The 19,537-nt window shown below is 64.7% G+C and carries 15 protein-coding genes; 9 read left to right on the top strand and 6 right to left on the bottom strand.

Annotated elements, in window-relative coordinates; translation table 11 throughout:
* Positions 1-45 precede the first annotated feature (45 nt).
* From ABQY64_RS11770 to ABQY64_RS11740, 7 genes are all read left to right on the top strand, one after another.
* A complete protein-coding gene (locus ABQY64_RS11770) occupies positions 46-3,033 on the top strand; it encodes a TonB-dependent receptor (RefSeq protein WP_039521809.1) in 2,988 nt (995 codons plus the stop codon).
* Between the two features lie 101 nt (positions 3,034-3,134).
* Entirely contained in the window at positions 3,135-4,754 is a 1,620-nt protein-coding gene (locus ABQY64_RS11765) for a glucoamylase family protein (protein WP_039527041.1), read from the top strand.
* Between the two features lie 3 nt (positions 4,755-4,757).
* On the top strand, positions 4,758-6,116 hold the full coding sequence (locus ABQY64_RS11760; protein ID WP_349779375.1) for a sugar ABC transporter substrate-binding protein: 1,359 nt from the start codon (positions 4,758-4,760) through the stop codon (positions 6,114-6,116).
* Complete coding sequence (locus tag ABQY64_RS11755) at positions 6,113-6,997, top strand: carbohydrate ABC transporter permease (protein WP_024940601.1); 885 nt, start codon at positions 6,113-6,115, stop codon at positions 6,995-6,997. Before ABQY64_RS11760 ends, ABQY64_RS11755 begins: the two co-directional genes overlap by 4 nt.
* On the top strand, positions 6,994-7,830 hold the full coding sequence (locus tag ABQY64_RS11750) for a carbohydrate ABC transporter permease (RefSeq protein ID WP_016904891.1): 837 nt from the start codon (positions 6,994-6,996) through the stop codon (positions 7,828-7,830). Before ABQY64_RS11755 ends, ABQY64_RS11750 begins: the two co-directional genes overlap by 4 nt.
* 26 nt (positions 7,831-7,856) lie before the next feature.
* Complete coding sequence (locus ABQY64_RS11745; RefSeq protein WP_349779376.1) at positions 7,857-10,994, top strand: discoidin domain-containing protein; 3,138 nt, start codon at positions 7,857-7,859, stop codon at positions 10,992-10,994.
* A gap of 65 nt (positions 10,995-11,059) precedes the next feature.
* Positions 11,060-11,959 carry an endonuclease/exonuclease/phosphatase family protein gene (locus ABQY64_RS11740; RefSeq protein WP_349779377.1) on the top strand — a complete coding sequence of 300 codons (900 nt, stop codon included), beginning with the start codon at positions 11,060-11,062 and terminating at the stop codon, positions 11,957-11,959.
* Between the two features lie 120 nt (positions 11,960-12,079).
* Here ABQY64_RS11740 and ABQY64_RS11735 read toward each other — a convergent pair whose 3' ends face one another.
* The 6 genes from ABQY64_RS11735 to ykgO form a co-directional block, all read right to left on the bottom strand.
* The gene (locus ABQY64_RS11735; protein WP_049818118.1) at positions 12,080-13,312 is read right to left on the bottom strand and encodes a TraB/GumN family protein; all 1,233 of its coding nucleotides are present in this window, start codon (positions 13,310-13,312) and stop codon (positions 12,080-12,082) included.
* Positions 13,305-13,832 (bottom strand): N-acetyltransferase family protein, encoded by a 528-nt coding sequence (locus ABQY64_RS11730; protein WP_349779378.1) that lies wholly within the window; start codon positions 13,830-13,832, stop codon positions 13,305-13,307. The genes ABQY64_RS11735 and ABQY64_RS11730 overlap by 8 nt, the downstream gene beginning before the upstream one ends.
* 4 nt (positions 13,833-13,836) lie before the next feature.
* Entirely contained in the window at positions 13,837-14,721 is an 885-nt protein-coding gene (locus ABQY64_RS11725; protein WP_016904714.1) for a carbon-nitrogen hydrolase, read from the bottom strand.
* Positions 14,722-14,801: 80 nt separating this feature from the next.
* Positions 14,802-15,836: an agmatine/peptidylarginine deiminase gene (locus ABQY64_RS11720; protein ID WP_102251924.1), complete on the bottom strand. Its 1,035-nt coding sequence runs from the start codon at positions 15,834-15,836 to the stop codon at positions 14,802-14,804.
* Positions 15,837-16,102: 266 nt separating this feature from the next.
* Positions 16,103-16,432, bottom strand: a complete 330-nt coding sequence (locus ABQY64_RS11715; RefSeq protein ID WP_102251925.1) for a hypothetical protein — start codon at positions 16,430-16,432, stop codon at positions 16,103-16,105.
* A gap of 239 nt (positions 16,433-16,671) precedes the next feature.
* Positions 16,672-16,797 (bottom strand): type B 50S ribosomal protein L36, encoded by a 126-nt coding sequence (gene ykgO, locus ABQY64_RS11710; RefSeq protein WP_005913193.1) that lies wholly within the window; start codon positions 16,795-16,797, stop codon positions 16,672-16,674.
* 172 nt (positions 16,798-16,969) lie between these two features.
* Between ykgO and cmk the strand changes: the two genes are divergently transcribed.
* Positions 16,970-17,653 carry a (d)CMP kinase gene (gene cmk, locus ABQY64_RS11705; RefSeq protein ID WP_046342939.1) on the top strand — a complete coding sequence of 228 codons (684 nt, stop codon included), beginning with the start codon at positions 16,970-16,972 and terminating at the stop codon, positions 17,651-17,653.
* 184 nt (positions 17,654-17,837) lie between these two features.
* Positions 17,838-19,523, top strand: coding sequence for a 30S ribosomal protein S1 (rpsA, locus tag ABQY64_RS11700; RefSeq protein ID WP_016903550.1), 1,686 nt, complete (start codon positions 17,838-17,840; stop codon positions 19,521-19,523).
* Positions 19,524-19,537: the final 14 nt, after the last annotated feature.

The raw sequence follows: 19,537 nt of genomic DNA, 5'->3' as shown, positions 1-19,537 counted from the left end.
TCGCAACGCCACAACAACAATCTGTACCGATCCCTGGAGGGACCAATGCGCCACCACTACCCCCATTCCGCCAGTCCGGCGCGCAAGCTGCTCAGCTGCGCCCTGGCCAGTTGCCTGTTGCTTGGTGCCGCACCGGCCTTTGCGCAGAGTGCTGCGGCGACCATCCGCGGCCAGGTCACCGTCGACTCGGCACCTGCCAGCCAAGCCCAGGTCACTGCGACCAACCTCGCCACCGGCCTGACCCGCACCGTGCAGGTCAGCAACGGCGGCTACTCGCTCGGCGGCCTGCCGCCGGGTTCGTACCGCCTGGACGTCACCGCCAACGGCCAGACCACCTCGCAGAACGTCACCGTGCAGGTCGGCCAGACCGCGACCCTGAACCTGGGCGTCGGCGGCGAACCCGCCACGGCTGACGGTGGTAACGCCACCACGCTGGATGCGGTGCAGGTCAAGGCCCCGCCGGTACTGGTGGAAACCCGTACCTCCGAGAACGCCACCTATATCTCCAACGTGCAGATCCAGAACCTGCCGCGTGCTACGCGCAACTTCCTGGAACTGGCCGACACCGTGCCGAACGTGCAGTTCACCCGCGAGGCCAACGGCACCACCAAGGTGCGCTCGGGCGCCACCTCGGCCGAAGGCACCAACGTCTACATCGACGGCGTGAGCCAGAAGAACTACGTGCTGACCGGCGGCGTCAGCGGCCAGGATTCCAGCCGCGGCAATCCGTTCCCGCAGTCGGCGATCGGCGAGTACAAGGTCATCACCTCCAACTACAAGGCCGAGTTCGACCAGGTCAGCGGCGCGGCCATCGTGGCCTCGTCCAAGTCCGGTACCAACGATTTCCACGGCAGCTTCTTCTGGGACACCAGCAACGACAGCTGGCGCGAAGAAAGCCCGCTGGAAAAGCGCGCCGGCGTGCGTGACGACTTCGAGGAAACCCAGTACGGCGCCACCTTTAGCGGCCCAATCCTCAAGGACAAGGCGCATTTCTTCGTCGCCTATGAAGCCAAGGAATACACCACCCCGAACGTGGTGATCCCCGGTTCGATCTATTCGGACCGCGTCGATCAGCTGCCCACGCAGTTGCAGCCGCTGGTCGCCACCTACAGCACGCCGTTCAAGGAAGACCTGTACTTCGCCAAGATCGACTGGACCATCGGCGACAACAGCCTGTTCGAGCTGAGCGGCAAGTACCGCAAGGAAGACGAGCTCAACGACGTCGGTGGCACCTCGACCCTCGAGCACGGCAGCATCAACGGCCAGGAAGAAAAGCGCGCCAACCTGCGTTGGCAGTACAGCGGTGCCAACTTCCTCAACGAAGCCAACCTCAGCTACGAAAGCGCGTTCTGGAACCAGGCGCCGATCAACAACGGCACCGGCTATGTGCTGAGTTATGCGCCAGTGCGCGGCATCGAGGACGAAGTGCTGTCCGCCGGCGCCGGCAGCAGCTTCCAGCGCAAGGGTCAGAAGGGCTGGACCTTCCAGGACGACCTGACCCTGAACAGCCTGGAATGGCACGGCGCGCACACCGTCAAGATGGGCGTGAAGTTCAAGAGCATCGATCTGGATTCCACCCAGTTCAATCCGGCCAACCCGCAGTACTACTACAACATCCTCGGCGATCTCGAAACGCCGTACCGGGTGCGCTTCGGTGCGCCGCTGGTCGAAGGTGGCGGTTCGGTGGTGTCCAAGAACAAGCAGTACGGCATCTACCTGCAGGACGACTGGGAGGTCAACGAGCACTGGACCCTGAACCTGGGCGTGCGCTATGACTACGAAGAAACCCCGGCGTTCCTGGACTTCGTGACCCCGTCCGACGTCGCCGGTGCGCTGCAGAACTGGCCCAACCTGCAGAACGCCAACTACGACATCAACAACTTCATCAGCACCGGCAACAACCGCAAGGCGTTCAAGAACGCCTGGCAGCCGCGCCTGGGTGCTTCCTATGACCTGTTCGGCGATCAGGCCCACGTGATCTACGGTGGTGCCGGCCGTGCCTACGACCGCAACATCTTCGATTACCTGGCGCTCGAACAGCTCAACAACTCGTTCAAGTCCTACAGCTATTACTTCACCAACCCCAACAACCAGAATAGCCAAGCCTGCCTGGGCGACCCGTGCGTGGCCTGGAATCCGGCTTACAACACCCAGGAAGGTCTCGACGCACTGGCGGCAACCAGTAGCGGCGGCGGTGGTCGCGAGGTCTACCTGATCGACAACAACATCAAGACCCCGTACTCGGATCAATTCAGCATCGGCATGCGCAACATGGTGCCGCTGTGGGGCCAGGACTGGTTCACCGACGTGACCCTGAGCCGCATCGAAAGCCATGACGGCTTCGCGTTCGTGCGCGGCAACCGTCTGCCGGACGGGTCGTTTTTCCAGCCGGGCACCACTTCCGGCTCGCCGACCGACGGCCCGGATGGCTACAGCGCCATCGTGCTGGGGACCAACGGCGTGGAGACCCGCAACAACCAGCTCGCCCTGCAGGTCGAAAAGCCGTTCGACGAGGAGTCCGGCTGGGGCCTGACGGTGGCCTACACCTATTCCGATGCCAAGGAGAATCGGCAGTTCGGCGAGCATTACGCGCTGGACCGCGAGCGCGTCGAAGACTACGGCTGGCGCGAGGCCGGCGGCATTCCGAAGAATCGCCTGGTGGTCACCGGCATCTACGAGCTGCCGTACGAGATCAAGCTGTCCGGCAAGCTGTCGCTGGCCAGCCAGACCGCGCGCTACGGGCAGAACTGCCTGGCCGGCAACGACCAGTGCTACATCGTGCAGTTCAAGCCGGACGGTACGTTGGGCTACAAGGAGTTCAGCATCGCCGCCAATAAAGAGTGGGATACCGGCGCAGGTGTCAAATTCAACGTGCGTGCGGATATCCTCAACGTGTTCAATTGGGTGAACTACGCCAACTTTAACGGCGAGACCGGGACACTCGGAGACTTGAACACGGCTTACGGCACCCCGACCGGCGTGCTGGCGTCGCCGATGCGTACCTTCCGACTGGCCTTCGGCCTGAACTGGTGAGGTACTCGACCGCCCCGGCAGCTGCCGGGGCGGTCGAACTCGGCGCTTGGATAGGGTAGGTTGGCGTGCGAGATGTAATCGATTACACAAGTGGGGGGCGGATGAACAGGGGCAGGACTTCGTATTGGTTGACGATTCCACTATTGCTGGGCGCGCTGGTGCTGGCGTCCTGCAAGCAGGCCGAGGAACCCAAGGTGGCTGAAAAGAAGGCGCCGGTGAAAGTCATCCTGGTGGAAGCGCAGCTGCCACCCAAGCCGGTCAAACCCGCGCTGCCGCCGCTGTTCTCGGACATCGAGCGCCGCACCTTCCAGTTTTTCTGGGACACCACCAACGAACTCAATGGGCTGTCGCCGGACCGGTTTCCGTCACGTCCGTTCGCCAGCATTGCCTCGGTGGGGTTCGCGCTGACCGCGTACCCGATCGGCATCGAGAACGGCTGGGTCAGTCGCAATCAGGCGATCGACCGCACCCTGACCACACTCAAATTCTTCCGCGATGCGCCGATGGGGCCGCAGCGGACCGGTAGGGCCGGGTACAAGGGCTTCTACTACCACTTTCTGGACATGCAGCAGGGCAACCGTTACGACAGCTGGGTCGAGCTGTCGAGCGTGGATACCGCGCTGCTGATGATGGGCGTGTTGTTCACCCAGTCGTATTACGACGGCGACGACCCGCGCGAAAAGGAGATCCGGCAGATTGCCGATGCGCTGTACAAGCGCGTGGACTGGCGCTGGCTGCAGCAGCGCGCGCCGCTGATCTCGATGGGCTGGTTCCCCGAGAGCGGCTTCATCGACCACGACTGGATGGGCTACAACGAGGCGATGATGCTGTACATCCTCGCGCTCGGCTCGCCGACCCACGGCGTGGACGTGGATGCCTGGACCAGCTGGACCCGCACCTACAACAACGACTGGGGCGTCTACCAGGGCCAGGAATACCTGTCCTTCGGCCCGCTGTTCGGTCACCAGTACAGCCATGTCTGGATCGATTTCCGCGATATCCAGGACCAGTACATGCGCGAACGCGGCATCGACTATTTCCTCAACAGCCGCCGCGCCACCCTGGCCCAGCGCGACTACGCCATCGACAACCCGATGAAGTGGAAGGACTACGGCGAGAACGTCTGGGGCCTGACCGCCGGTGACGGCCCGCAGAACACCAGCCAGGAATACCGTGGCGAGCAGCGCCAGTTCCGCCACTACTCTTCGCGCGGCGCCGGCCTGCGCGAGAACTTCGACGACGGCACCATCGTGCCGTCGGCGGCGATCTCCTCGATCGTGTTCGCCCCGGAAGTGGTGATCCCGGCCACCGAGGAAATGCACAAGCGCTATGGCGACTTCCTGTATTCCAGCTACGGCTTTCTGGACTCGTTCAATCCCAGCTTCAACTACGACATCCCGCTCAAGACCGGGCGCATGGTGCCGGACCGTGGCTGGGTGGCCAGCGACTACATCGCCATCGACCAGGGCCCGATCCTGGCGATGATCGCCAACTACCAGAACGAATTCGTCTGGACTGTGATGAAGAAGAACCCCTACATCCGGGCCGGTCTGGAACGCGCCGGCTTTACCGGCGGCTGGCTCACCCCCGAAGGCGAGCCGCAGCCGGCGCCGCAGAAGGACGAGCAGAAGGCCGCCGCCCGTGCGCTGGGCATGGCCGAGTCGCGTGCCGCCGCCGCCCAGGCCCAGCAAGACCCCTCGCAACGCCAAAAACCCGAGTAATCCGTGCGCCTTTTGAAACTGTTGATGATCTCCGCCGCACTGTGTCTGGGTGTGGCGGGATGCGAACGCTCCGACCCCGGCAAGACCACCGTGCGCTTCTGGGCCATGGGCAAGGAGGCCGAAGTGGTCGCCGAGCTGGTGACCGACTTCGAGAAGCAAAACCCCGATATCCACGTGGATGTGCAGAACATCCCGATGACGGCGGCGCACGAAAAACTGCTGACCGCCTTTGCCGCCGATGGCTTGCCGGACGTGTGCCAGCTCGGCAACACCTGGCTGCCGGAGTTCGCCCTGCTGGACACGCTGGAACCGATGCAGCCGTATGTGGCGCGTTCCAGGATCGTCGACCCGCAGGATTATTTCCCCGGCGTGTGGGACACCAATCTGGTCGACGGCACCCTGTATGGCGTGCCGTGGTATGTGGACACCCGGCTGCTGTTCTATCGCAAGGACCTGCTGCGCGAGGCCGGCTATAACGAGATGCCCAAGACCTGGGCCGAGATGGAACAGGTGATGGCTGCGATCAAGCGCAAGGTCGGCCCGGATCGCTACGCCATCCTGATGCCGCTCAACGAATTCGAGCAGCAGCTGTCGTTCGCGCTGCAGCAGGACGACCGCCTGCTGCGCGACCACGACAACTACGGCAACTTCCGCGGCGAGGGCTTCCGCAAGGCGCTGGGCTTCTACGACACCATGTATCAGAAAGGCTGGGCGCCGAAGGTCTCCGAGACCCAGGTCTCCAACGTCTGGTACGAGTTCTTCAACGGCTATTACGCGTTCTACCTGTCCGGCCCCTGGAACGTGCGCGAGTTCAAGCTGCGCCAGCCGCCGGGCATGGAAGGCAAGTGGGGCACTGCGCCGCTGCCGGGGCCCAACGGCCTGGGCGCCGGGATTGCCGGCGGTTCCAGCCTGGTGATCTTCAAATCGTCGCAGCACAAGGACGCCAGCTGGAAGCTGATCGAATACCTGTCGCAGCCGCAGGTGCAGGCGCGCTTCCACGCCATCATCGGCGACCTGCCGCCGCGTCGCAGTACCTGGAAGTTGCCCTCGCTGGCCAACGACGAACTGGCGCATGCCTTCGGCGACCAGCTGGAGCGGGTCAAGGCCACGCCCAAGGTGCTGGAGTGGGAGCGCATCGTGCAGGAAATGCGCCTGGTGACCGAGCGCGTGGTGCGTGGCGGCCAATCACATGAGGCCGCCGTGCAGGAACTGGATAAACGTGTGGACGAGATCCTGGCCAAGCGCCGCTGGATCTTCGAACAGGAGGGCGGGCATGTCGGTCCGGCTGGTGAAACGGCAACGCCTGCGGCGACACCTGCCGCAGCGCCAGCACCGGCAGCGGGCGAGGGAGCGGCACGATGATGAAGCGTAATTCCGTCGCCGGCTGGGTGTTCGCCGCGCCGTCGATCCTGGTGCTGGGCATGTTCTTCGGCGTGCCGGTGTTCGCCGCGCTGGTGCTCAGCGTCACCGACTTCGATCTGTACGCACTGGCCGACAGCGGCCATCTGCGCTTCGTCGGCCTGGGCAACTACATCGACCTGCTGCAGACGCCGCTGTTCTGGAAGTCGTTGTGGAACACCACGTATTTCGTGCTGCTGGGCGTGCCGATGTCGATCGGGGTGTCGCTGGGCGCCGCATTGCTGCTCAATGCCAAGGCCTCGCGCTTCAAGGCGTTGTTCCGCACCGCCTTGTTCGCCCCGGTGGTGACCACGCTGGTGGCGGTGGCGGTGATCTGGCGCTATCTGTTCCACATCAAGTACGGCCTGGTGAACTTCGGTCTGAGCCATCTGGGCATCGCCCCGATCGACTGGCTGGGCGACCCGCGCTGGGCGATGCCGACCATCATGCTGTTCGCGGTGTGGAAGAACTTCGGCTACAACATGGTGATCTTTCTGGCCGGCCTGCAGGCGATCCCGCAGGACCTGTATGAGGCCGCGCGCATCGATGGCGCCTCGCGCTGGAAGCAGTTCCTGCATATCACCCTGCCGATGCTCGGCCCGGTGCTGATGGTGGTCGGGGTGATCACCATCTCCGGCTATTTCCAGCTGTTCGCCGAGCCCTACGTGATGACCCGCGGCGACCCACTGCAAAGTACCGTGAGCGTGCTGTATTTCATGTTCGAGGAAGGCTTCAAGTGGTGGAACCTCGGCCGCGCGTCGGCGGTGGCGTTCCTGTTGTTCCTGATCATCCTGGCGGTGACCACCGTGATGCTGCGCTTTGGCCGCAAGAGGGATTTGATATGAGTCGTGATGTCGGCCAATCGCGCTGGAATGGCGTGCTGATCAACGGTGGCCTGCTGCTGCTGGCGCTGGTCAGCCTGGCGCCGCTGCTGTGGATGCTGTCGGTGTCGTTCATGCCCACCGGCGAGGCCAGCCGCTTCCCGCCGCCGATGCTGCCCTCGGCGTTCACTACCGCCAACTATCACGAGCTGTTCGCGCGCACCGGCATGGCGCGCAACTTCGCCAACAGCCTGATGGTGTCCGGGCTGATCACGCTCGGCTCGCTGCTGATCAACACCATGGCCGGCTATGCTTTCGCCAAGCTGCAGTTCGTCGGCCGCGAGCGCATCTTCAAGATCCTGATGGCGGCGCTGGTGATCCCGGCGCAGGTGGCGATGCTGCCGCTGTTCCTGTTGATGAAGCAGCTGCATCTGGTCAACAACATCGGCGGGGTGGTGGTGCCGGCGCTGGCGACGGTGTTCGGCATCTTCCTGGTGCGCCAGTACGCGCGCAGCATTCCCGATGAACTGATCGAGGCCGCGCGCATCGACGGCGCCAGCGAGATGCGGATCTTCTTCCAGATCGTGCTGCCGATGCTCAAGCCGGTGCTGGTCACCCTGACCATCTTCACCTTCATGGGCTCGTGGAACGATTTCATGTGGCCGCTGATCGTGCTGACCGACCAGGAGCAATACACCTTGCCGGTGGCGCTGGCCGCACTGTCGCGCGAGCACATCATGGACGTGGAGCTGATGATGGCCGGCGCAGTGGTGACGGTGATTCCGGTGCTGCTATTGTTCGTCGCACTGCAGCGCTACTACATCCAAGGTCTTCTGCTGGGGAGTGTGAAGGGGTGAAGCCAATGTTCCTGCGATTGTTTGCCATGACCGCTGTTGCCACCTCTGCGGTCACGGCGCAGGCGCAGGAACGCGTGCTTGACGGCTTCAATGACATCGGCGTCTGGCGCCTGGTGGTGTCCAACCAGGTCAGCGGCTCGCTGCGGCCGGTAGCCACCAGCGCCGGCGGGCATGCGCTGTGCCTGGACTACAACTTCAACGGCGTGTCCGGCTATGTCGGCATCCGCCGCAACCTGCCGATCGACTATCCGGACAATTACCGCATCGGCTTTGCGCTGCGCGGCGACTCGCCGTCCAACGACCTGCAGGTCAAGCTGATCGATGCCAGCGGCGACAACGTGTGGTGGGTCAACCGACCCGGCTTCAACTTCCCGAAGAACTGGACCACCGTCGGCTATCGCAAGCGCAACATCGAAAAGGCCTGGGGCCCGGGCCAGGACAAGCAGCTGCGCAGCAGCGCGGATGTCGAGTTCACCATCTACAACAAGGTCGGCGGCAAGGGCACGGTGTGCTTCGACCGTCTGACGCTCACGCCGCTGCCGCCGGAAGACACCTCGCCGTTGAAGGCCGAGGCGATCACCGATACCGCGCCCGCACTGGAACAACGCCTGGCCGACGGCAAGCCGGAGACCTTCTGGCTCAGCGGCGCGGTCAAGCAACAGACCGTCACGCTGGACCTGGGCAAGGTGCGCGAATTCGGCGGCGCGGTGGTGCAGTGGGTCCCCGGCCTGCAGGCCTCGCAATACGTGGTGCGCGCGTCCAGCGATGGGCGCGGCTGGCGCGACCTGCGCACCGTTACGGCCGGTGCCGGCGGCACCGATTGGCTGGCGCTGCCGGACACCGAGGCGCGTTACCTGCGCTTCGATCTCAAGGACGGCCCCAACTGGCGCTATGGCATCAAGGAAGTGCAGCTGCAGCCGCTGGCGTTTGCGGCGACCCCGAACGACTTCATCAAGTCGCTGGCCGCGCAGATGCCGCGCGGTAGCTATCCGCGCGGTTTCTCCGGCGAGCAGCCGTACTGGACCATCCTGGGTCTGGATGGCGGCACCGAGCAGGGCCTGATCGGCGAGGACGGCGCGGTGGAAGTGGGCAAGGGCGGCTTCAGCATCGAGCCGTTCGTGGTCACCGGCGGCAAGCTGCTGCACTGGTCCGACGTCAGCAGCGAACAGAGCCTGCAGGACGATTACCTGCCGATTCCCAGCGTCGACTGGCACCACGACCTGATGAACCTGCGCGTGACCGCGTTCGTGCAGGGCACCCCGGATCAGGCGCAACTGGTCGCACGCTATCAGCTGCACAACACCGGCAAGGAGGCGCGCGACTTCACCCTGGCGTTGGCGGTGCGGCCGTTCCAGGTCAACCCGCCGGCGCAGTTCCTCAACACCCTGGGCGGCGTCAGCCGGATCGAACAACTGGCGGTGGAGGGCGCGCAGGTCAGCGTCAACGGCAAGCCGCGGGTATTTGCCGCGCAACGTCCGGATGCCGGCTTTGCCAGCGCCTTCGATAGCGGCATGGATGTCAGCCATCTCACCGCCGCCACGCCGCCGACGATCACTCAGGTCAAGGACGAGACCGGCCTGGCCTCGGGCGTGCTGCTGTATCGCTGGAAGCTGGAGCCCGGCCAACAGCGCGAGGTGGCGCTGGTGATTCCGCAGACCGGCACCGCGCAACTGCCGGCCGGCTTCGATGCCGACAAGGCGCAGCAGCAGGTGGCCCAGCAGTGGCGCAGCAAGCTCGATCGCGTGCGCATCAGCGTGCCGGCCGAAGGCAAGCCGGTGGTCGACACCTTGCGCACCGCGCTGGCGCATATGTTGATCTCGCGCATCGGCCCGCGCCTGCAGCCGGGCACGCGCTCGTATTCGCGCAGCTGGATCCGCGACGGCGCGATGATTTCCGAAGGCCTGCTGCGGCTCGGCCGCGAAGACGTGGTGCGCGAGTACGTCGACTGGTTCGCCCCGTATCAGTTCGCCGACGGCATGGTGCCGTGCTGCGTGGACGACCGCGGCAGCGACCCGGTGCCCGAGAACGACAGCCATGGCGAGCTGATCTTCAACATCGCCGAGTACTACCGCTACACCGGCGACAAGGCGTTCCTGGAAAAGATGTGGCCGCACGTGACCGGCGCCTACGACTACATGGAAAAGCTGCGCGCGAGCGAACGCACCGAAGACAACTTCATGCGCAATCCGGCCTTCTACGGAATGATGCCGGTGTCGATCAGCCACGAAGGCTATTCGGCCAAGCCGGTGCATTCGTACTGGGACAACTTCTGGGCGCTGCGCGGCTACAAGGATGCGGCGATGCTGGCCGGCGCACTCGACAAGCCCGACGAGGTCGCCCGCTTCAGCACTGCACGCGACGAATTCAGTGGCGACCTGGTCGCCTCGCTGGGCGCGGCGGTGCGCCAGCACAGTCTCGATTTCCTGCCCGGCTCGGCCGAGCTGGGCGACTTCGATGCGACCTCGACCACCATCGCGCTGGCCCCGGGCGGCGAGCAGCAACGCCTGCCGCAGGACCTGCTGACCAATACCTTCGAGCGCTACTGGAAGGAGTTTTCCGATCGCCGCGACGGCAAGCGCGCATGGAAGGACTACACGCCTTACGAATGGCGCAACGTGGCCGCGTTCGTGCGCCTGGGCTGGCGCGACCGCGCCTGGGACGCCACCGCGTTCTTCTTCAAGGACCGTGCGCCGCAACCCTGGAACCAGTGGGCCGAAGTGGTTTCGCGCACGCCGCGTACGCCGTTCTTCGTCGGCGACCTGCCGCATGCCTGGGTCGCCTCGGATTTCGTGCGCTCGGTGCTGGACATGTTCGCCTACGGACGCGAATCCGACGCCAGCCTGGTCATCGCTGCCGGCACGCCGACGCGCTGGTTCGAGGGCAAGGGCATCGGCATCGCCGAGCTGCGCACACCGTACGGGCGCCTCAATTACACCTTGCAGCGCACCGACAAGCAGCTGGTGCTGCAACTGCAGCCCGGCCTGATCCTGCCGCCGGGCGGGGTGGTGCTGCCGTGGCCGTACCAGGGCGCGCCGGGAAAGGCCAGCATCAACGGTGAATCAGCCGAATGGCAGAACGGCGAATTGCGAATTCAACAGCTGCCGGCCAACGTGCAGATCGATGTGCCCAGCGCGGTGCGGCGGGCCGAGCGCGCCTCGCAATGACCCACGCAGCTCGACCGACCCGGGCAGCGCCAGCGCGGCGCGGTATCGGGTGGCCGGTCGCGTGGGTGGCGCTGCTGCTGTGCGCTGTCGCTGCACACGCCACGCAGGCCGTGCAGGCCGCGCAACCCGCACAGCTCAACCAGACCGATCAGGCAGCACACGCATCCCCGGCAGTGCAGTCGCCGGGCGCGGCGCAGCGCGAGATGACCCTGGTCACGCTCAACCTGCATCACGACCGCGAAGACTGGCCGACGCGTCGCGCCTATATCGCCAGACAGCTCAAGCAACTGGCGCCGGATGTGATCGCACTGCAGGAAGTGATCGAGCGCCGCGGCAGCGTAGAGAACCAGGCCGCCTGGCTGGCGCGCAAGCTGGATTACGACTACACCTTCGCCTCGGCCGATCCGGTCGGTGCGCCCAAGCGCTACGGCAATGCCTTGTTGAGTCGGCGCACGGTGCTGGCCCGGCATCAGCGCCTGCTGCAACCGCTGGACGACTACCGCGTTGCCGCGCATCTGCAGGTCGATGTCGATGGCCAGCCGATCAACGTCTACGTCACCCATCTCAACGAACGTGCCGATGCGCGTGGCACGGCCACACGCACGCGTCAGGTCGCCGACCTGCTGGATTTCATTGCTTCAAACAGCGATCAAGCCCCGGTCGTGATCGCCGGCGATTTCAACACCGCCGCCGACGCCCTCGATCTGGAAGCGCTACGCAAGGGCTACGGCGACAGCTACGGCAGCGTACATCGCAACAGCGACGCCACCGTCAGCACCTTGAACCTGCATGTCTTCGACACGCCGGCGCGGATCGACCACGTGTTCTTCCAGCAGAACCGCCTGCTGGCGCGCGAAGCGCGCATCCTGTTCGACACCCCCTATGCGGAAGGGCGCTGGGCATCGGATCACTACGGCGTCTGGGTACGCCTGCAGCTCGCGCCACAGGCGCAGTCCGCGCCGTAGCCGCGCGCAAGCGATCGAATGCCGTAGGAGCGCACCCGGGCGCGATGGGGCGTTACCGATAACGCCCATCGCGCCCAGGTGCGCTCCTACGAGAAGCAACGGATTGCAGCTCCGTCACGCTCACCCATGCAGACGATTGAAGATCTGCACACCGGCCAGCCACACGCCGGCCATGCTGCCGACGTTGGTCAGCAGGAAGGTCAGCACCACGCGCGAGACGCGATTGCGGTACCAGCCGCGCAAGGTCTGCGCATCGTCGCGCAGCGACAGGAAATCGCCATAGGCCGGCTTGCGCATATGCACTTCGACCAGGGCGGCGAACGCACCGGTCGGCACGCTCAGACGGAACGGCTTGAACGGCGCCACCACCGCCGCGGTGAGGATGCTCAACGGGTGGCTGCCGGCCAGCAGGCAGCCCAGCGCGGCCAGTCCGCCGGTATACATCGCCCACTGCAACAACAGGTCCGCGCCCATGCTCAGGCCGCCGCGCCAGAACCCGATGCCGATGCCGGTGATGATGACCGCCAGGATGCCCAGCGTGATCCATGGAATGCGCTTGCGCTGCTGCACGTATTCCAGCGACTCGCGCAACGGGCCGGGTGCGGCGGTGTCCTGCTCCAGGTGGCGTGCAAGACCGGCCAGATGTCCTGCACCGACCACCGCCAGGATCTCGCGCTGATCGGTGGTGGCTTCCTCGCGCAGGCGCGTGGCCATGTACTGGTCGCGCTCGGCAATCACGGTCTCGTACAGTTCCGGGCTTTCGCTGGCAAAGTCGCCGAAGCTCGCCTCCAGCATGTCGCCCTGCTTAAGCTTTTCGATTTCCTCTTCGCCCACCTCGTCGGCCGCGAACAGGCCGCCGAGCAGGCCGCCGGCCAGTTTCATCTTGCCGAAGAATCCCAGCCGCCCGGACGCGCGCTTGAAGGTCAGGCCGACTTCGCGATCGATCAGATGCACCGGCAGGCCTTGCGCGCGCGCCAGGTTCACCGCTTCCTTCAATTCCGCGCCCGGCTCGATGCCGAGCTGCTTGGCCAGGCGGCGCTGGTAGGCGGCCAGGGCGAGGTTGGCCGCAAACAAGGCCACCCGGCCCTTGCGAATCACCTGCACCAGGTCCAGGCGGGCGAGGGCGTCCGGGTCGCTGAGCGCCTGCAGGCGCTGCGCGTCCAGTTCCACCGCCACCGCGTCGTAGCGGCCGCTGCCGATCGCCCGCTGCACCGCAGCCACGCTGGCCAGCGAGACATGCGCGGTGCCGAGCAGGGTATAGCGCACGCCATCGCGTTCGACGATGCGATGCGGCTGGCCGGACAGCGCATCGTCCAGAACGTGGGTGGTTTGCTCAGTCATGGGGTCATTCATCAGAAGGAGGGGCGGTGTCGCCGGAGCCGAGCGCGCGTTGCATCTGCACGCCGTCCAGCCAGCGACCATGCTTGCGGCCGATACCGGTGAACACTCCGACCGTGCGAAAACCAAAACGTTCATGCAGCCGTCGCGATGCCAGGTTGTCGGCATCGCCGATCACCGCAATCATCTGTCGATAGCCGCGCTGTTGGCAGCGAGCGATCAGCTCGCCGAGCAAGGCCTTGCCGATGCCGTGGCCCTGCGCGCCGCTGGTGAGATAGATCGAATTTTCGACGGTCCAGCGGTAGCCGGCGCGTGCGCGATAGGCGCCGACGTAGGCATAGCCGACCACCACGCCATCGCGCTCGGCAACAAGATAGGGGTAGCCGGCATCCACGCTTGCGCGCACGCGTGCACCCATCTCATCGCGCGATGGCGCGCTGTATTCGTAGCTGTTGACCCCGGCAATCTGCTCCGCGTAGATCGCGGTGATGGCCGGGATGTCCGCGTCGCAGACTTCGCGCAACTCCACTGGCATGCGGTCAGTCGATGTAGCGCTTGAGCAGATCGCCATACGCATCGATACGGCGATCGCGCAGGAACGGCCAGATACGGCGCACGTGTTCGCTGCGCTGCAGGTCGACGTCGCAGACCAGCACCGTCGGGTCCTGTCCGGCTTCGGCGATAAACTCGCCCTGCGGCCCCAGCACATGGCTGTTGCCCCAGAACTGGATGCCCGACGCGCCCAACGGCGAGGGCTCATGGCCGACGCGGTTGCACGACAGCACCGGCACCCCGTTGGCGACCGCATGGCCGCGATGGCTGAGCACCCAGGCATCGCGCTGGCGCTCCTGCTCGGGTTGCTGGTCATCCGGATCCCAGCCGATCGCGGTGGGGTAGAGCAGCAGTTCCGCACCGGCCAGCGCCATCAGGCGCGCCGCTTCGGGGTACCACTGGTCCCAACACACCAGCACGCCGAGGCGGCCGACCGAGGTATCGATCGGCGCAAAGCCCAGATCGCCCGGCGTGAAATAGAATTTTTCATAGAAGCCCGGGTCGTCCGGGATATGCATCTTGCGGTACTTGCCGAGCAGGCGGCCGTCCTTTTCGAACACGACCGCGGTGTTGTGATACAGCCCGGCCGCGCGGCGCTCGAACAACGAGGCCACCAGCACCACGCCGTGCTGCTTGGCCAGCGCGCCTAGCCGCTCGGTGCTGGGGCCGGGGATCGGCTCGGCCAGGTCGAATTCGTCCACCGACTCGTGCTGGCAGAAATACGCACCGTTGTGCAGTTCCTGCAGCAGCACCAGCTTGGCGCCCTGTGCGGCGGCTTCGGCCACGCGCGATTCGATGATGGCCAGATTGGCCGCGGCGTCGCCGTGGTTGCGCTCCTGGATCAGCGCGACGGGAAGGAGATGACGGGTCATGGCGATTCGTCCAGCTAGGTGACGCACTAAGGTAGCGCGCAATGGTGTAACACCGGCCTGCCGGCCGGAACAGGAGTGACTCAGGCAGCCAGCAGACCGGCGGGCAGTTGCATGGTCAGACAGTGCAGGCTGCCGTTCTGCCAGATCAATGGGCGGCACGGCACCGGCACGATGACGTGCTGCGGAAACGCCTCGGCCAGCACCGCCTGCGCGCGCGCATCGGCCTTGTCGCCGTAAGCCGGCATCAGCACCGCACCGTTGACGATCAGGAAGTTGGCGTACGAGGCGGCCAGACGCCGGCCCTGGTCCAGGATCGGCTCGGCCCACGGCAACACGAACAGCCGATACGGCTGCCCATCGGCCTTGCGCAACGCAGCCAGTTCGGCGCCCATCGCCTGCAATTCGGTGTAATGCGAATCGCTGGCCACATCACAGCCCTGGTAGACGATCGCATCCGGGCCCGCGAACCGCGCCAGCGTATCGATATGCGCATCGGTGTCGTCGCCTTCCAGATAGCCGTGATCCAGCCACAGCACGCGGTCCTGCGCCAGCCACGCGGCAAGATCGGCACTCAGCGAATCGCGCGTGCGCTGCGGATGCCGCTCATGCAGGCACTTCCAGGTGGTCAGCAAGGTGCCCGCACCATCGGTCTCGATCGCGCCGCCTTCCAGCGCGAAGTCCACCGTCTGCACCTGCGAGGGCACGAATACCTGCGCCGCATCCAGCGAGGTGACCAGCTGATCGTCCAGGCTGGCCTCGAACTTGCCGCCCCAGCCGGTGAAGCGGAAATCCATCAGGCGGAAACCGCCGTCCTGGCGCAGCGTGATCGGGCCCGAATCGCGCAGCCAGGTGTCGTTGTAGGCTGCAACCACGAAGCGCACCTGCGCCATGTCCACCCGTGCCGAGCGCAGCCGCGCTTCCGCGTAGATCTGCAGGTCGTCATCGGCCACGCACACGATCACCGGCTCGAAGCGGGAAATCGCCGTGACCAGCGCGATATAGGTCTCTTCCACCTCGGCAAGACGCTCGGCCCAATCGGTGCCCGCATGCGGCCACGCAATCAACACGGCGGACTGAGATTCCCACTCGGCAGGAAAGCGAACGCTATCGGTCATAACCTAACAAACACCTATCAATGCCCAACCGAAGCCAGGCTGTTAATTCAATCCCCGCACATGGATATGCGGGCTCTTGCGAGGGACTCGCATTGAATCGGCTCTTGCGATGGACTCGCCTCAAGTCGGCTCTTGCGAGGAATTCGCGTCGAATCGCCCCTTGCGAAGGACTCGCCTCACCGGTTCCCAGTGATCGCTTCCCGCGCATCTCATTGGATCAAACCACTGTTGCAGTCACCCTTCGATCCAGCCCGAACAACCCGTGATCACTTGATCGGCGGTTTGGGCCCGATCTCGTTGGCATCGGCCTGGTTGGCCACCACGTCGATCACCCGGCTCTTTTCGAAGTACACGGTGAAGGCCGGATACACCCAGCGGTGGATTGTCGGCCACTGGCGCTTCTGGCCACCGCGCGGCTGCAGCTTTTCCTGCGGCGCGCCATAACGGCCTTCGACCTGGCTCATGCTGTCGCCGCGCAAGGGCAGGGCAGCGGCAGGCTTCTGCTGCGCACGGTCGATCAGCAGCGTATCGGCCGACGCAGCGGCACTGATCCCCATCAGCGCGATCAGCGGCAGGACAAACAAACGGTTGCGCATGTCATCTACTCCCCAGTGGACAAGATTCGGATGGTGATTACAGCAAAAACCAGGGCCGGCGTGCTTGCAGATCGGTGTTACCCAACGCCGCGCCGGATGTCTGCCAGCGCGGCCGTTACGCGGAGCCGGCCGGGCGGCCGCGCATTCCAGCCTGCATGACGCAATCGTCGGCGTGAAGCATCGGCCAAGAAAAAACCGCCCGGAGGCGGCTTTCTCGGGTTTGCACGCGCGGCGAAAGCTTAGCGCTGACGCGCCTTAAAACGCGGGTTCGACTTGCAGATCACGAAGACCTTGCCGCGGCGGCGGACCACCTTGCAGTCGCGGTGACGGGTCTTCGCAGACTTCAGGGAGGACAGGACTTTCATGGCACACCTCGGCGTAAACGGTTGGATTCGATGGGAGAGTGCCCGCTATCGAGGGTGCACCCGGAATTAAGCCGGCAATTCTAACCGGCTTTTCGTCGTGCTTTCAAGTGGTTGCATCGCAATCCCCGCGAGCGGCGCTACACTACCGCCTGATGACCTTCCGGAAACCTGAATGACCGACCTTTCGCCCGTCCTTACCATCGATGGTCCCTCCGGCGCCGGCAAGGGCACTGTGAGCCGGATCGTGGCCGCCCGGCTGGGCTGGCATTACCTCGATTCGGGCGCACTGTATCGCGCGGTGGGCGTGGCGGCGAGCTGGGCCGATCTGGATGTCTCCGACCCGGCCGCGCTGGTGCGCTGCACCTTCGACACCAAGGTGGAGTTCGACGACGCCGGCGAGGCGGGGTTGCGGGTGCTGGTCAACGGCGTGGACGCCACCGGCGAGCTGCGCCTGGAGACCACCGGCGCGCTGGCCTCGGCGATTGCGGCCATTCCCGAGGTGCGCAGCGCACTGAAGGAGCGCCAACGCGCATTCAGGCAGGCGCCCGGCCTGGTCGCGGACGGGCGCGACATGGGCACGGTGATCTTCCCCGATGCCGCCTTCAAGGTGTTTCTGACCGCCAGTGCCGAAGAACGTGCGGGCCGTCGCCATAAACAGTTGATGGAAAAGGGTGTTTCGGTTATCTTTGACGACCTGCTGCGCGAGATCATGGCTCGAGATGCCCGTGATGCGCAGCGGGTGGTGGCGCCATTGCGGCCGGCCGAAGACGCCGTGCTGATCGATACCAGCGGAATGGGGATCGAGGATGTCGTCCAGCGTGTGGTCGGGTTGTTAGCCGCTCGCACGTCGTCGTAAGCGTTCCGCAAGCGGGCATGTCCCGCCGACCGTAAGGCGTTCCAAGGCTCCGTCGCACATCCCGTGTGGCGGTTCTATTACTACTTAAACCGACTCGCTGTCTGGAGTCGACCAACAGGCTGGGCGCTTGGCATCTGTCGCATCCGACGATCAACGCCCGTGTGTTCAACTGAGTAAAATTCAAATGACAGAATCTTTTGCTGAACTGTTCGAAGCCAGTCAAGCCAATCTGGCGAAGCTGAAGCCGGGCTCGATCGTCACCGGTACCGTCGTGGAAGTGCGCGGCGACGTGGTGGTGATCAACGCTGGCCTGAAGTCCGAAGGCATCGTGCCGATCGAGCAGTTCCGTAATGACGCTGGCGAGATCGATGTCGGCGTAGGCGACCAGGTCAAGGTTGCCCTCGATTCCATCGAGAACGGCTTCGGTGAGACCGTGCTGTCGCGCGAGAAGGCCAAGCGCGCAATGGTGTGGGACGAGCTGGAAGAGGCGTTGGAAAAGAACGAAACCATCACCGGCCGCATCAGCGGCAAGGTCAAGGGTGGTTTCACCGTGGACATCAAGGATGTCCGCGCGTTCCTGCCTGGTTCGCTGGTGGATGTGCGCCCGGTGCGCGACCCGGCCTACCTGGAAGGCAAGGAACTCGAGTTCAAGCTGATCAAGCTGGACCGCAAGCGCAACAACGTAGTGGTCTCGCGTCGTGCCGTGGTCGAGAGCGAGCACTCGGAAGAGCGCGAGCAGCTGATGGACAAGCTGCAGGAAGGCGCGATCCTGAAGGGTGTCGTTAAGAACCTGACCGATTACGGCGCATTCGTGGACCTGGGCGGTATCGACGGCCTGCTGCACATCACCGACATGGCCTGGAAGCGCGTGCGCCATCCGTCCGAAGTCGTCAACGTCGGCGACGAGCTGGACGTGCGCGTGCTGAAGTTCGATCGCGAGCGTAACCGCGTCAGCCTCGGCCTGAAGCAGCTGGGCGAAGATCCGTGGGACAACATCGCACGTCGTTACCCGGCCAACAGCCGCGTGTTCGGCAAGGTTTCCAACGTCACCGATTACGGCGCATTCGTCGAGATCGAGCCGGGCGTCGAAGGTCTGGTGCACGTCTCCGAGATGGATTGGACCAACAAGAACGTCAACCCGTCCAAGGTTGTGCAGGTTGGTGACGAAGTCGAAGTGATGGTGCTGGATGTCGACGAGGAGCGTCGCCGCATCTCGCTGGGCATGAAGCAGGTTGCCGCCAATCCGTGGGAAACCTTCGCTGCCACCCACAAGAAGAACGACAAGGTGTCCGGCCAGATCAAGTCGATCACCGACTTCGGCATCTTCATCGGTCTGGACGGCGGCATCGACGGCCTGGTCCACCTGTCCGACATCAGCTGGAACACCACCGGCGAAGATGTCGTGCGCAACTACAAGAAGGGCGACACGCTGGAAGCCGTTGTGCTGGCAGTCGATCCGGAACGTGAGCGCATCAGCCTGGGCGTCAAGCAGCTGGAGCAGGATCCGTTCGGCCAGTACATGGCGTCCAACCCGAAGGGTTCGAAGGTCGAAGGTGTGGTGCGTGAAGTGGATGCCAAGGGCGCCACGATCGACCTGGCCGATGGCATCGAAGGCTACGTCGCTGCACGCGACATCGCCAACGAGCGTGTGGACGATGCGACCCAGCACCTGAAGGTCGGCGACAAGATCGAAGCCAAGTTCGTGGGCATGGACCGCAAGGGCCGCACCCTGCAGCTGTCGATCAAGGCCAAGGACGATGCCGAAATGCGCGAAACGCTGGAGGAATACCAGTCTTCGGCCGCATCCGGTGGCATGACCCAGCTGGGCGCGCTGCTGCGTGCACAGTTGAACAGCAACAAGTCCGAGTAAGCGCGTAGCGCTCG

The sequence above is a fragment of the Xanthomonas sp. WHRI 7065 genome, from assembly GCF_040203115.2.
GTDB classification, from domain to species: domain Bacteria; phylum Pseudomonadota; class Gammaproteobacteria; order Xanthomonadales; family Xanthomonadaceae; genus Xanthomonas; species Xanthomonas arboricola.
Note: the sequence above shows the minus strand (reverse complement) of the source record. Positions and strands in the feature narration are given on the sequence as shown.

Coding starts and splice junctions, on each gene's coding strand:
- ABQY64_RS11725 (WP_016904714.1), bottom strand. CDS start 14,721: ATGACCCGTCATCTCCTTCCCGTCGCGCTGATCCAGGAGCGCAACCAC.
- ykgO (WP_005913193.1), bottom strand. CDS start 16,797: ATGAAAGTCCTGTCCTCCCTGAAGTCTGCGAAGACCCGTCACCGCGAC.
- ABQY64_RS11720 (WP_102251924.1), bottom strand. CDS start 15,836: ATGACCGATAGCGTTCGCTTTCCTGCCGAGTGGGAATCTCAGTCCGCC.
- ABQY64_RS11765 (WP_039527041.1), top strand. CDS start 3,135: ATGAACAGGGGCAGGACTTCGTATTGGTTGACGATTCCACTATTGCTG.
- rpsA (WP_016903550.1), top strand. CDS start 17,838: ATGACAGAATCTTTTGCTGAACTGTTCGAAGCCAGTCAAGCCAATCTG.
- ABQY64_RS11715 (WP_102251925.1), bottom strand. CDS start 16,432: ATGCGCAACCGTTTGTTTGTCCTGCCGCTGATCGCGCTGATGGGGATC.
- ABQY64_RS11770 (WP_039521809.1), top strand. CDS start 46: ATGCGCCACCACTACCCCCATTCCGCCAGTCCGGCGCGCAAGCTGCTC.
- ABQY64_RS11745 (WP_349779376.1), top strand. CDS start 7,857: ATGACCGCTGTTGCCACCTCTGCGGTCACGGCGCAGGCGCAGGAACGC.
- cmk (WP_046342939.1), top strand. CDS start 16,970: ATGACCGACCTTTCGCCCGTCCTTACCATCGATGGTCCCTCCGGCGCC.
- ABQY64_RS11750 (WP_016904891.1), top strand. CDS start 6,994: ATGAGTCGTGATGTCGGCCAATCGCGCTGGAATGGCGTGCTGATCAAC.
- ABQY64_RS11755 (WP_024940601.1), top strand. CDS start 6,113: ATGATGAAGCGTAATTCCGTCGCCGGCTGGGTGTTCGCCGCGCCGTCG.
- ABQY64_RS11735 (WP_049818118.1), bottom strand. CDS start 13,312: ATGAATGACCCCATGACTGAGCAAACCACCCACGTTCTGGACGATGCG.
- ABQY64_RS11730 (WP_349779378.1), bottom strand. CDS start 13,832: ATGCCAGTGGAGTTGCGCGAAGTCTGCGACGCGGACATCCCGGCCATC.